At 62.8% G+C, this 12,582-nt stretch carries 13 protein-coding genes; 7 read left to right on the top strand and 6 right to left on the bottom strand.

Features of this window, described 5'->3' with window-relative positions; translation table 11 throughout:
• Positions 1-108: 108 nt before the first annotated feature.
• Complete coding sequence (locus ACNFIC_RS08780; RefSeq protein ID WP_416780801.1) at positions 109-1,398, bottom strand: MFS transporter; 1,290 nt, start codon at positions 1,396-1,398, stop codon at positions 109-111.
• A gap of 348 nt (positions 1,399-1,746) precedes the next feature.
• Here ACNFIC_RS08780 and ACNFIC_RS08775 point away from each other — a divergent pair, with 348 nt between their 5' ends.
• Entirely contained in the window at positions 1,747-2,145 is a 399-nt protein-coding gene (locus ACNFIC_RS08775) for an acyl-CoA thioesterase (protein ID WP_003253317.1), read from the top strand.
• A 72-nt stretch (positions 2,146-2,217) separates the two neighbouring features.
• Positions 2,218-3,114 carry a D-hexose-6-phosphate mutarotase gene (locus tag ACNFIC_RS08770; RefSeq protein ID WP_138220716.1) on the top strand — a complete coding sequence of 299 codons (897 nt, stop codon included), beginning with the start codon at positions 2,218-2,220 and terminating at the stop codon, positions 3,112-3,114.
• Positions 3,115-3,175: 61 nt separating this feature from the next.
• Here ACNFIC_RS08770 and ACNFIC_RS08765 read toward each other — a convergent pair whose 3' ends face one another.
• The 4 genes from ACNFIC_RS08765 to purE form a co-directional block, all read right to left on the bottom strand.
• Positions 3,176-3,709 carry a DUF3299 domain-containing protein gene (locus tag ACNFIC_RS08765; protein WP_171030986.1) on the bottom strand — a complete coding sequence of 178 codons (534 nt, stop codon included), beginning with the start codon at positions 3,707-3,709 and terminating at the stop codon, positions 3,176-3,178.
• A 50-nt stretch (positions 3,710-3,759) separates the two neighbouring features.
• Positions 3,760-4,005, bottom strand: a complete 246-nt coding sequence (locus ACNFIC_RS08760; protein WP_138220718.1) for a GlsB/YeaQ/YmgE family stress response membrane protein — start codon at positions 4,003-4,005, stop codon at positions 3,760-3,762.
• Between the two features lie 96 nt (positions 4,006-4,101).
• Positions 4,102-5,184: a 5-(carboxyamino)imidazole ribonucleotide synthase gene (locus ACNFIC_RS08755; protein WP_138220719.1), complete on the bottom strand. Its 1,083-nt coding sequence runs from the start codon at positions 5,182-5,184 to the stop codon at positions 4,102-4,104.
• Between the two features lie 10 nt (positions 5,185-5,194).
• A complete protein-coding gene (purE, locus tag ACNFIC_RS08750; RefSeq protein WP_038411454.1) occupies positions 5,195-5,686 on the bottom strand; it encodes a 5-(carboxyamino)imidazole ribonucleotide mutase in 492 nt (163 codons plus the stop codon).
• Between the two features lie 267 nt (positions 5,687-5,953).
• Between purE and ACNFIC_RS08745 the strand changes: the two genes are divergently transcribed.
• Positions 5,954-6,580 carry a hypothetical protein gene (locus ACNFIC_RS08745; RefSeq protein WP_138220720.1) on the top strand — a complete coding sequence of 209 codons (627 nt, stop codon included), beginning with the start codon at positions 5,954-5,956 and terminating at the stop codon, positions 6,578-6,580.
• Here the strand turns inward: ACNFIC_RS08745 and ACNFIC_RS08740 are convergent.
• On the bottom strand, positions 6,572-7,489 hold the full coding sequence (locus ACNFIC_RS08740) for a LysR substrate-binding domain-containing protein (RefSeq protein WP_416780797.1): 918 nt from the start codon (positions 7,487-7,489) through the stop codon (positions 6,572-6,574). The two genes, ACNFIC_RS08745 and ACNFIC_RS08740, sit on opposite strands and share 9 nt — an antisense overlap.
• 182 nt (positions 7,490-7,671) lie before the next feature.
• Between ACNFIC_RS08740 and aspA the strand changes: the two genes are divergently transcribed.
• From aspA to ACNFIC_RS08720, 4 genes are all read left to right on the top strand, one after another.
• Positions 7,672-9,096 (top strand): aspartate ammonia-lyase, encoded by a 1,425-nt coding sequence (gene aspA / locus ACNFIC_RS08735; protein WP_138220722.1) that lies wholly within the window; start codon positions 7,672-7,674, stop codon positions 9,094-9,096.
• 164 nt (positions 9,097-9,260) lie between these two features.
• On the top strand, positions 9,261-10,253 hold the full coding sequence (locus tag ACNFIC_RS08730) for an AraC family transcriptional regulator (RefSeq protein WP_416780794.1): 993 nt from the start codon (positions 9,261-9,263) through the stop codon (positions 10,251-10,253).
• Between the two features lie 135 nt (positions 10,254-10,388).
• A complete protein-coding gene (locus tag ACNFIC_RS08725; RefSeq protein ID WP_138220724.1) occupies positions 10,389-11,429 on the top strand; it encodes a histone deacetylase family protein in 1,041 nt (346 codons plus the stop codon).
• A 2-nt stretch (positions 11,430-11,431) separates the two neighbouring features.
• Positions 11,432-12,535, top strand: a complete 1,104-nt coding sequence (locus ACNFIC_RS08720) for an extracellular solute-binding protein (RefSeq protein ID WP_138220725.1) — start codon at positions 11,432-11,434, stop codon at positions 12,533-12,535.
• The last annotated feature ends 47 nt before the right edge of the window (positions 12,536-12,582 follow it).

The raw sequence follows: 12,582 nt of genomic DNA, 5'->3' as shown, positions 1-12,582 counted from the left end.
CAGGGAAATCAGAGCGGGCCGAGTCGGTCAGAAAATGAAAAGCCGCCGCAGGCAGAACCGGCGGCGGCTGGAAGATGAAGGTCGCGGGGCAAGCCCGCGTCTATGTCGCTAGCGCTTCTTGGCGAGCAGGTAGCAGCCGATCAACAGCCCCACCGCACACAAGCACGCCACGTAATACGCCGGAGCCATCGGGCTGACCTTGAGCAGGCCGGTGACCACCATCGGGGTCAGGCCGCCGAAGATCGCGTAGGCCAGGTTGTATGAGAACGACAGGCCGCTGAAACGCACCACCGGCGGGAAGGCCTTGACCATCACATACGGCACTGCGCCGATCACCCCAACGCACAAGCCGGTGATGGCGTACAGCGGGAACAGCAGGTCCGGGCGAGTCGGCAGGCTGTGGTAGAAGGCCCAGGAGCTGGCCAGCAGCATCAGGCTGCCGATCACGAATACCCGGCCTGCGCCGAAGCGGTCGGCTAGGCTGCCGGCGCCGATGCAGCCCACGCTCAGCAGCACGATCGCCAGGCTGTTGGCCTTGAGCGAGTCGGTGGGGCTGATGTGGTAGAGGCTCTGCAGCAGCGCCGGGGTCATCAGGATGACCACCACGATGCCGGCCGACAGCAGCCAGGTCAGCAGCATCGACAGGATCACCGCACCACGGTGATCACGCAGCACCGCGCGCAGCGGCAGCTCTTCGGCCAACGCCTTGCGCTCCTGCATTTCGGCGAACACCGGGGTTTCGTGCAGCCAGCGGCGCAGGTACACCGAAAACAGGCCGAAGATACCGCCCATCAGGAACGGAATACGCCAGGCGTAATCGGCGACTTGTTCGGGGGTGTACAGCGTATTGATCAGCGTGGCCACCAGCGAGCCGAGCAGGATGCCCGAGGTCAGGCCAGCAGTCAGGGTGCCGCAGGCATAGCCGGTGTTGCGCGCCGGCACGTGCTCGGAGACGAACACCCAGGCGCCTGGCACCTCACCGCCAATCGCCGCGCCCTGGATCACACGCATCATCAGCAGCAGGACCGGCGCCCACAGGCCGATTTGCGCATACGTCGGCAGCAAGCCCATCACCAGGGTCGGCAGGGCCATCATGAAGATGCTCAGGGTGAACATTTTCTTGCGTCCGAGCAGGTCGCCGAAGTGGGCCATGACGATACCGCCCAAGGGGCGCGCCAGGTAGCCAGCGGCGAAGATGCCGAAGGTCTGCATCAGGCGCAGCCATTCGGGCATATCGGCGGGGAAGAACAGCTTGCCCACCACGGTGGCGAAGAACACGAAGATGATGAAGTCGTAGAACTCCAGCGCACCACCCAGGGCGGACAGTGAAAGGGTCTTGTAGTCACGGCGGGTCAGCGGCCGGGTCGGCTGCTCGATACTGCTCGGCACGGAGGTCATCGACGTTCTCTTGTTGGTCTACAGGCCGCTTGGCGCGCGGCTTCTGGAATATAGGAGGCGCTGAAGATAACAAATTGCCCAGCACTGCCGATAGCCATACCAAATCCGTACGGATATTCATGAATGCGCGGTCGTCGCTGGCTGTGAGGGTCTATATACTGACCGCTCGTAGGAAACGGTTGCTTTTATTGCGGGAGGTTGTGCGAAAACGTAAGACAGTTACTGTCAGACTGTTTCGCAGAGTCTCCCTTTGGCCGCCCAAACCGTTGTCAGTGTCCGGCTGATGGGTTTTCACGGCGTCCACCATTGCGCCACCAACGAAGCGTCACGGGTCAGAGGCCCCTCGGCATGATTGAGCTCGAACAAGAAGATCCTATCCCGCAGGGCGACCTGGCCTTGCAGATCACCGCGCTGCCGCGCGAAACCAACGGCTTTGGCGACATCTTCGGCGGTTGGCTGGTCGCCCAGATGGACCTGGCAGGTACCGCCATGGCCAGCCGTGTCGCTGGCGGACGCGTGGCCACCGTGGCCATCGACCGCATGGCCTTCCTGGTGCCGGTGGCCGTGGGCGCACAGCTGTCGTTCTACACCCAGACCCTGGAGATTGGCCGCAGCTCGATCCAGATGATGGTAGAAGTGTGGAGCGACGATCCGCTGTCCAGCGAATGGCGCAAGGTGACCGAAGCGGTATTCGTATTCGTTGCCATCGACGGCAGCGGCCGCACCCGCTCGGTGCCTCGTCGCTGAGCCAGGCGAGCGGTAAACTCATTGCACGTCATCGGGTCCAACGGCCCACAGGCATTCAATGAGACGAGCGCAATGGCTAACTTCAAGGTCGAATCCGAGCAACATGGCGAACTCAACTGCTGGCGCATCAGCAGCGCGCACGCCGAACTCCTGATCGCCCAGCAGGGCGCGCAGATCCTCAGCTATCAGCGGGTGGGCGAGCCACCGCTGTTATGGCTGAGCGACCAGGCCATCTTCCGCCAGGGCACCTCGGTACGTGCCGGTGTACCGGTGTGCTGGCCCTGGTTTGGCAATCTGCAGCGCAACCCGCAAAGCGTACAGGCCATGTACCACGCCGAGCAGGCGCCAGCCCATGGCCTTGCGCGTAACCGTGACTGGCAGTTGCTGAGGGCCGAGGAACAGGACGCGAAGCTGCACATCGAATTCGCCTTGCCCAGCGCGCAGGGAGATCTGCCGGGCTGGCCGCACAACGTCGAGCTGAAGCTCACGATCGTGCTGGGTGACGAACTTGCGCTGAGCCTAACCAGCCACAACCTCGGCCAGCAGCCAGTCACCATCAGCCAGGCTCTGCACAGCTACTTTGCGGTGAGCGACGTACGCCAGGCGCAGGTCGAGGGGGTCGAAGGCCTCGGGTACATCGAAACCCTGGCCGACTGGGAACAGCGCCAGCAATCAGGCGCACTGACGTTCAGCGGCGAAACCGACCGCATCTACCGGGCCACCCCGCAGCGCCTGAGCATCATCGACCCACACTGGAACCGGCGCATCACCCTGACCAGCAGCGGCTCACGCTCGGCGGTGATCTGGAACCCTTGGACCGAACGCGCCAAGGCGTTGCCGGACATGGCCGACGATGGCTGGCAGCGCATGCTGTGCATCGAGACCGCGAATGTGTGGGACGACGTGGTGGAACTCAAACCTGGGGCAAGCCATACCCTGGGGCTCAGCATCGGTTGTGAAACCCTCTGAATCTTGCCTCGTGGTAGCGGCCTGTGCGTGGGCTTGCCCGCGAACAGGCCGGTACGGGCGGTCAAAGATCGGCGTCTTCAACAACCCTCACCTGCCCCGCATCCAGCGCATAGGCCGCATCGGCCAGGTCATTGCTGACTTTCTCGATCTTCAGCGTGCCGGTGACCCACAGCGGCGTGTAGATATCGTCAAGCTTCAGTCCCTTCGGATAGCGCACCAGCACCAATTGGTTCGGCGGCGGCGGCGGCACGTGGATACAGGCCCCCGGATACGGTACGAGGAAGAACAGCGTGCTGTTGCCCTTGGCATCGTTTTCCAGCGGCACAGGGTAGCCACCCAGGCGAATCTGCTTGCCATTCATGGCCGCCACGGTCTTGGTCGAATACATCACCGCAGGCAAGCCCTTGGCCTGCTTCATCCCGCCTTTTGCGGTGAAGGTACCCATGGCTTCCGGGGAGTTGTGGTCGATTTCGGGCATTTGCTCGAGGGCTTTCTGGTCCGACTTGGGCATCAGTTCCAGCCAGTCGGTTTCAGGCAGTTCGGCGTGGGCCAGGGTGCTGGCGAACAACAGTGGGATCAGAAATAACGCGCGCATGGCAGTGCTCGGCAACTCGAAATTGAATTGCCGGGCATTCTAGCCTGTGTTCAGTTCTTCTTGATGAAGCCGTAGATCACCAGCAACACGATGGCGCCTACCAAGGCCCCGAAAAAGCCTGCTGCCTGTCCGGCCTGGTAGATACCCAGCGCTTGCCCGCCATAGGTGGCGACCAGGGAGCCAGCGATGCCGAGGAGGATGGTCATGATCCAGCCCATGCTGTCGTCGCCTGGTTTGAGGAAGCGCGCCAGCAGGCCGACGATCAAGCCGATGAAGATGGTTCCAATGATGCCCATGGCTATCCCTCTGAAGTGAAGATGGAACACGCCAAAGCCTAGACAGCGCTCTGGCGTGTTGCCATTTCAGAGGGGCAAAGCCCGCCGGAAGTTCGATCAGCCGGCGATCAACGCCTCTACGTCAACGATCTTGGCCTTCAGCGTGGCCATGTCCTGACAGCGCAGGGTGGCATGCCCGACCTTGCGCCCGGCCTTGAAGGCCTTGCCGTAGTGGTGCAGGTGGCAGCCCTCGATGGCCACGACCTTGTCCACTGCCGGCACTTCGCCGATGAAGTTGAGCATGGCGCTCTCGCCGACCTTGGCCGTCGAGCCCAGCGGCAGGCCGGCGACGGCACGCAGATGGTTCTCGAACTGGCTGCACTCGGCACCTTCGATGGTCCAGTGCCCGGAATTGTGCACTCGCGGTGCAATCTCGTTGGCCTTCAGGCCACCGTCCACCTCGAAAAACTCGAACGCCATCACGCCGACATAGTCCAGCTTCTGCAGCACGCGACCGACGTAGTCTTCGGCCAGGCCTTGCAGCGGGTGCGCGTCACTGGCCACCGACAGGCGCAGGATGCCGCTGTCGTGGGTGTTATGGACCAGCGGGTAGAAGCGGGTTTCGCCATCGCGGGCGCGCACGGCCACCAGCGAGACCTCGCCGGTGAACGGCACGAAGCCTTCCAGCAAGCACGGCACGCTACCCAGTTCGGCGAAGGTGCCGACCACGTCTTCAGGCGTGCGCAGTACTTTCTGGCCCTTGCCGTCGTAGCCCAGGGTACGGGTCTTGAGGACGGCCGGCAGACCGATGCTGGCTACTGCGGCGTCTAGGTCGGCCTGGGAAAGGATGTCGGCGAACGCCGGCGTCGGAATGCCCAGGTCACGGAACATGCTCTTTTCGAACAGGCGGTCGCGGGCAATGCGCAGGGCTTCGGCGCTCGGGTAGACCGGCACGAACTGCGAGAGGAAGGCGACCGTTTCTGCCGGCACGCTCTCGAACTCGAAGGTGACCAGGTCGACTTCGTCGGCCAACTGACGCAGGTGATCCTGGTCGCCGTAGTCGGCGCGCAGGTGCTCGCCCAGCGGTGCGGCGCAGGCATCCGGGGCCGGGTCGAGGAAGGCGAAGTTCATGCCCAGCGGGGTGCCCGCCAAGGCCAGCATGCGGCCCAGCTGGCCACCTCCGATTACACCGATCTTCATGTCGTGAGCCTCAAGCCTGGCGCGGATCTGGGTTGTCCAGCACGGTGTCGGTCTGCTCCGTGCGGAACTGCTTGAGCGCCGCGTGGAACTGTGGATGCTTGGCTCCCAGGATGCTGGCCGACAGCAGCGCGGCATTGACCGCACCCGCACGGCCAATGGCCAGGGTAGCCACCGGCACGCCAGCGGGCATCTGCACGATAGACAGCAGCGAATCGACACCCGACAGCATGGACGATTGCACCGGTACGCCCAGCACCGGCAGGTGGGTCTTGGCGGCGCACATGCCTGGCAGGTGGGCAGCGCCACCGGCACCGGCGATGATCACCTCGATGCCACGGCCTTCGGCCTCCTCGGCGTACTGGAACAGCAGGTCCGGGGTGCGGTGAGCGGAAACCACCTTCACTTCGTAAGGGATGCCGAGTTTTTCCAGCATATCGGCGGTGTGGCTAAGGGTGGACCAATCGGACTTGGAGCCCATGATCACGCCAACCAGTGCACTCATCGTCGAGCCTCTCTTGCAAGCGCCTTCTGGCGCGCTAAAAGCAACAAGCCACGCAGGTGGGCCAGCGTGGCTTGTCATACGGATTCTGAATCGGCCAGGTCGACCGAAGGCGGGGGATTGTAGCGTATTTGCAACGACGTCGCCCACCCCTGCAAGCACAGGTCAGATCAAAGGGCAAGCTGTCTCGCGGGACAAGTTTTCCGACTGCCGGGCACCAGGCCTGCGCATGAATATCGAGCCTCCCTGTTCCTGCCCTGTGGAGGCACCATGAAAAAAAACTACCTGCTCTCGATCCTGTTCGGTTTGTCGCTGTGCCTGCAACTGCCTAGCGCCAGTGCCGCCCGTTCGCTGGTGGTGACCGTCTACCTGCACGATGACCTCAGTGACATAGCCGATGCTCAACTGCACCACGATTATTTCCAGCATTGGCTGGATGAAATGCATACGTTTACCAAACATCCAGTCGAGCTGATCTTTCGGCGCAACGTACCCGGAATCACCGATATTGCCTACCACGGCCTTCCATCGACCGAGATTCTTCAAGCATTCACCCGCGAGATCGGCGACTTGATCTCGAATCGGATCTTCTCGTTCATGGACAAGCACTTGCTGATGACGCGCGACAGTTACGATCACAGCGGCCTGAACTACAAGGCAGGTCTGGCCTACATGAAAGGAACCACTGCAATAGCCTCGATAGCCACCTACTCGGCCCCTGCTCACGAAATAGGCCATATGCTCTCAGCCACTCATGAGGACGCGGAGCTGAAGTTCAACGGGTGGATCTGCGAAACCTACACCCATCCGCGTATCCCGGCGCGTTCCCACTGTTATCGGTATAGCGATCAGAATCGCGCCAACATCAGCGAATACCTCAAATACAACTCACACTGAAGGCTCCCCAAGCGAACCGGCCGATTCGAGCTTGCGCCACAACGCGCGGACGTTGGCTTTGCGCACCAGCGCGCAGCGATACAAGCGAATTTCCAGTGGCACATGCCACTGGCTGGGACCGCAGATCACCAATTCGCCGCGCTCCAGCTCGCCGCGCATCGACAGCCTTGGCACCCAGGCGATACCCATGCCTTCCAGCGCCATGCTCTTGAGACTGTCGGCCATGGCCGTTTCATACACCGTGGTATAGCGCAGGTTGCGCTGGCGCAGCAGCAGATTGACCGAACGGCCAAGGAAGGCCCCTGCACTGTACGCTAGCAGCGGCACACTGCCCTCGCCTTCGAGGTCGAACAGCGGCTTGCCGTCGGCGTCCACCGCGCATACCGGCAACATCTCGGTGTTGCCCATGTGCAGCGACGGGAAGATCTCGGCGTCCATCTGCAAGGCCGCATCAGGGTCGTAGAAGGCCAGCATCAAGTCGCAGCCCCCTTCGCGCAACGCGTGCACGGCATCCCCGACGTTAGTCGCCACCAGGCGCGTGGCAATGTTCAAACCCTCGTTGCGCAACTGCGCCACCCAACGGGGGAAAAAGCCCGACGCCAGCGAATGCGCGGCAGCCACCTGGATGACCTCGCCTTGACCACCTTCAAGATGATGCAAATGGCGGAGAATTTCGCTCAACTGGTCGACAACGGTACGCGCAGTGACCAAAAAAAGCTGCCCGGCCTCGGTCAGCTCGATGGGCGTGCGGGACCGATTCACCAGGGTCAGCCCCAAGGCTGCCTCCAGGCTGCGGATACGTCTGCTGAAAGCCGGCTGGGTGACGAAACGGCGCTCGGCGGCCTGGGAAAAACTGCGGGTGGAGGCCAGGGCACTGAAGTCCTCCAGCCATTTGCTTTCGAGGTTCATCGATTACTCCGCAACGCGTGCACCAAAATGGAACACGCTCGTTTATCAATTGACGTCACATCAAACCGTATGCCGTTTGTGCATAGGTTAGCGTGCAACAGCATTGGCCGCAAAATCGGCTTCAGGCCTAGGATTGGCGCCATTCCGGCATGTGCCGGGCCAAAATCGAGATGATATCTATCATGTCCTCCGCTGCATCGTTCCGCGTCGAAAAAGACCTGCTTGGCACCCTCGAAGTCCCTGCCGATGCCTACTACGGCATCCAGACCCTGCGCGCTGCCAACAACTTCCACCTCTCCGGTGTGCCGCTGTCGCACTACCCCAAGCTGGTCGTGGCCCTGGCCATGGTCAAACAGGCTGCTGCCGACGCCAACCGTGAGCTGGGCCACCTGAGCGATGCCAAGCACGCTGCCATCAGCGCCGCCTGTGCCCGACTGATCAAGGGCGACTTCCATGACCAGTTCGTGGTGGACATGATCCAAGGGGGTGCCGGCACCTCCACCAACATGAACGCGAACGAAGTCATCGCCAACGTCGCGCTGGAGGTCATGGGTCACCAGAAGGGTGAATACCAGCACCTGCACCCGAACAACGACGTGAACATGGCGCAGTCGACCAACGACGCCTACCCGACCGCGATCCGTCTGGGTCTGCTGCTGGGCCACGACGCCCTGCTGGCCAGCCTCGACAGCCTGATCCAGGCCTTCGCCGCCAAAGGTAAAGAGTTCGACCACGTCCTGAAGATGGGCCGCACCCAGCTGCAGGACGCCGTACCGATGACCCTGGGCCAGGAATTCCGTGCCTTCGCCACGACCATGACCGAAGACCTGCAGCGCCTGCGCTCGCTGGCCCCGGAACTGCTGACCGAAATCAACCTGGGCGGCACCGCAATCGGCACCGGCATTAACGCCGACCCTGGCTACCAGACCCTTGCCGTGCAACGCCTGGCTGCCATCAGCGGCCAGCCGCTGGTGCCTGCCGCCGACCTGATCGAAGCCACCTCCGACATGGGCGCCTTCGTGCTGTTCTCCGGCATGCTCAAGCGCACTGCGGTCAAGCTGTCGAAGATTTGCAACGACTTGCGCCTGCTGTCCAGCGGCCCACGTACCGGCATCAACGAGATCAACCTGCCAGCACGCCAGCCAGGCAGCTCGATCATGCCAGGCAAGGTCAACCCGGTGATCCCGGAGGCCGTCAACCAAGTGGCCTTCGCCATCATGGGCAACGACCTGGCCCTGACCGTCGCCGCCGAAGGTGGCCAACTGCAGCTGAACGTGATGGAGCCGCTGATCGCCTACAAGATCTTCGACTCGATCCGCCTGCTCCAGCGCGCCATGGACATGCTGCGCGAGCACTGCATCGTCGGCATCACTGCCAACGAACAGCGCTGCCGTGAACTGGTCGAGCACTCGATCGGCCTGGTCACCGCCCTGAACCCGTACATCGGCTACGAAAACGCCACCCGTATCGCCCGCGTCGCCCTGGAAACCGGTCGCGGCGTGCTGGAACTGGTGCGCGAGGAACAGCTGCTGGACGAAGCGATGCTCAACGACATCCTGCGCCCGGAAAACATGATCGCTCCACGTCTGGTTCCGCTGAAGGCGTAACCCGATAGCTGCACACCGTCTCACCAGGTCGAGGGACTAGACACCTCTCAACCTTTCAAGGGCCCGAGCGCACGCTGCGGGCCCTTTTTTTATGGTCGCGCGCGCCTCACGTCCCGGCACACAACTTGCTCCATAATGTCCCTCAGCCCAACGGGATACCGAGCATGCTGCACAGCCACCTGACCACACTCAATGCCGTTTCGCTGATCCTCAAGGTGTTCGAGGAGGACGGCGTGACGCCGCAACAGATGCTCGCCGGCAGCGGCATTGGCGCGGCGGACCTCGGCCACGCCGACGCCCGTATCACCACCCAGCAAGAGTTGCAGGTGTGCGCCAATGCCGTGGCACGCCGCGAGGACATCGGCCTGGAGTTAGGCCGACGCATGCACGTGTCGTGCTACGGGATGCTCGGTTACGCACTGCTCTCCAGTGCCACTTTGGGTGACGCCCTGCGCCTGGCGCTGCAATTTCCGGCACTGTTGGGAACCGTCTTCCAACTGCGTCTGGTCGATGATGGCCAGCGTATCTGGCTCAGCGCCAGCGAACACTACGATGCACCAGGACTGGCGGCATTCAACGCCGAGTTTTGCCTGGCCTCGCTCAAGGTGATCTGCGACGACCTGCTCGGCCGCCCACTGCCCCTGCTGGCGGCCCGCTTCGAACATGCACGCCCCAGTTACCACACGCTCTATGCCAGTGCATTCCAGTGCCCGCTGGGGTTCGAGGCACGTGACAACGCCTTCGCCTTCGAACGCCGCTGGCTGGACACGCCGTTACCGCTGGCCGACCCGATCACCCACAAGGCAATGGGCGAACGCTGCCGTCGCCTGAACCTTGAGTTCACCGGGCGCCAGGCTTGGCTGGGGCGTATTCGCCAACGCTTGCAACAGCAGTTGGACGCAGCGCCGGGGCTGGAGGGGCTGGCGCGGCAGATGAACTGTTCCTCGCGTACCTTACGCCGACACTTGCAGGCACTGGGCAGCAGTTATCAACAGTTGCTGGACGAATTGCGCTTCGAGCGGGCCAAGCAATTGCTGGCCGAAGACCAAATGCCGATCTACCAGATTGCCGAGACCCTGGGGTTCAGCGAAACCGCCAGTTTCAGGCATGCGTTTCAGCGCTGGAGCGGTGTCGCTCCTAGTCATTTCCGGGGTTGATCGGCACTTGCCGGCAACTAGGCCGGCGAGGATGACTTGGCCACATCGATCCCCTTTTGGCCGTTTGGACCGTCCCCCGGTTTGCCGCCCGCCCAGCAGAATTGGCTTCACGCCAGCCCTACTGGAGAACAACAAATGCTGACGATCTATTCCGATGACCACCGCCTGCACCACGGCCGCTGCGAGCTGATCGACGGCCAGTTGATGCCATGCTTCGAAATGCCCTCGCGCGCCGACCATGTACTTGAGCAAGTGAAGCGACGCAACCTCGGTGCGGTCCAGGGACCGACCGATTTCGGCCGTGCGCCGATCCAGCGCATCCACAGCGCCGACTACCTGAATTTCTTCGAAGGCGCCTGGGCCCGCTGGGCCTCCCTGGGCCACGATGGCGACCTGCTGCCGTTCACCTGGCCGGCCCGCACCCTGCGCCACATCAAGCCCACCGGCCTGCACGGCGAGCTGGGCTACTACAGCTTCGATGCCGGCGCCCCGATCACTGCCGGTACCTGGCAAGCGGCCTACAGCGCAGCGCAAGTGGCCCTCACCGCCCAGGCCGCGATCCAGCAAGGCGCCCATGCGGCGTTCGCCCTGTGCCGCCCCCCAGGGCACCACGCGGGCGCCGAAGTGATGGGAGGCTATTGCTACCTGAACAACGCCGCCATCGCGGCCCAGGCATTCCTCGACCAAGGCCGGCGCAAGGTGGCCATTCTGGATGTCGACTACCACCACGGCAACGGCACCCAGGACATCTTCTACACGCGCAACGATGTGTTCTTCGCCTCGATCCACGGCGACCCGCAGGACGAATTCCCGTTCTTCCTGGGTTACGCCGACGAAACCGGCGAAGGCCAGGGCGAAGGCTGCAACATCAACTACCCGCTGCCCGCTGGCAGCGACTGGGCGGCCTGGAGCGCGGCCCTGGAGGACGCCTGCCAACGCATCGCCGACTACGACGCCGAGGTACTGGTGGTGTCGCTGGGGGTCGACACGTTCAAGGACGATCCAATTTCGCAGTTCAAGCTGGACAGCCCAGACTATCTACAAATGGGCCAGCGCATCGCCCAACTCGGCAAGCCAACCTTGTTCGTGATGGAGGGCGGCTACGCTGTGGAAGAAATCGGCATCAACGCCGTCAATGTGCTGGAAGGCTTCCAGCGCGCCCTGCCAGGAGCCTGATCATGGTCCGCTTCAAGCGTCTGCTCGCCCCGCTCGTCACCGCCAGCCTACTGGCCGGCGCCCTGCACGCCCATGCCGACCAGCGCACCCTGAGGGTGTACAACTGGTTCGACTACATCACCCCGCAGACCCTCACCGACTTCCAGAAGGACAGTGGGGTGAAGCTGGTGTACGACATCTTTGACACCAACGAGGCACTGGAGGCCAAGCTGCTGACCGGTAACTCCGGCTACGATGTGGTGGTGCCGTCCAACGTGTTCCTGGCCAAGCAGATCGAAGCCGGAGTGTTCCAGCCGCTTGACCGCAGCAAGCTGCCCAACTGGCAGCACCTGGATCCAGCGCTGATGAAGCTGATCGAAGCCAACGACCCAGGCAACAAGTTCGCCGTGCCCTACATGTATGGCACCGTGCTGATCGGTTTCAACCCAGCCAAGGTCAAGGCCGCGCTGGGCGAGGATGCCCCCGTGGACAGCTGGGACCTGATCTTCAAGGAAGAGAACATCGCCAAGCTCAAGCAATGCGGGGTGGCACTGCTCGACTCACCGTCGGAGATCCTGCCGCTGGCGCTGGCATACCTGGGCCTGGACCCTAACAGCGGCAAGCCGGCCGATTACCAGAAGGCCCAGGACCTGTTGCTGAAGATTCGCCCCAACGTCACCTACTTCCACTCCTCCAAGTACATGGCCGACATTGCCAATGGCGATATCTGCGTGGCAGTCGGCTATTCGGGCAGCTTCTCCCAAGCGGCCAACCGCGCACGCGAGGCCAACAATGGCGTGGTGGTGGACATGCGCCTGCCCAAGGAGGGCGCGCCGATCTGGTTCGACATGCTGGCGATTCCGAAGAACGCCACCAACCCCGAGGATGCGCACGCCTTCATCAACTACCTGCTGCGGCCTGAAGTGATCGCCCCGATCAGCGACTTCGTCGGCTACCCGAACCCGAACAAGGACGCCACCGACAAGGTCAGCCCGGCGATCCGTAACAACCCCAACCTGTACCCGACGCCCGAGGCTATGGCCAAGCTGTATACCCTCAAGCCCTTGCCGCGTGATGCCGAGCGTGCGCGAACCCGCGCCTGGACCAAGATCAAGTCCGGGACCTGAGGCGCTTGCTGCGCGGTGGTTCGGGATGCCGGCCACCGCGCGCGGCC

It is taken from the genome of Pseudomonas sp. NY15463, assembly GCF_048068415.1.
In the GTDB taxonomy this organism is placed as follows: domain Bacteria; phylum Pseudomonadota; class Gammaproteobacteria; order Pseudomonadales; family Pseudomonadaceae; genus Aquipseudomonas; species Aquipseudomonas mosselii_C.
The sequence above is the reverse complement of the archived record's forward strand: the minus strand, read 5'-3'. Positions and strand labels throughout refer to the sequence as shown.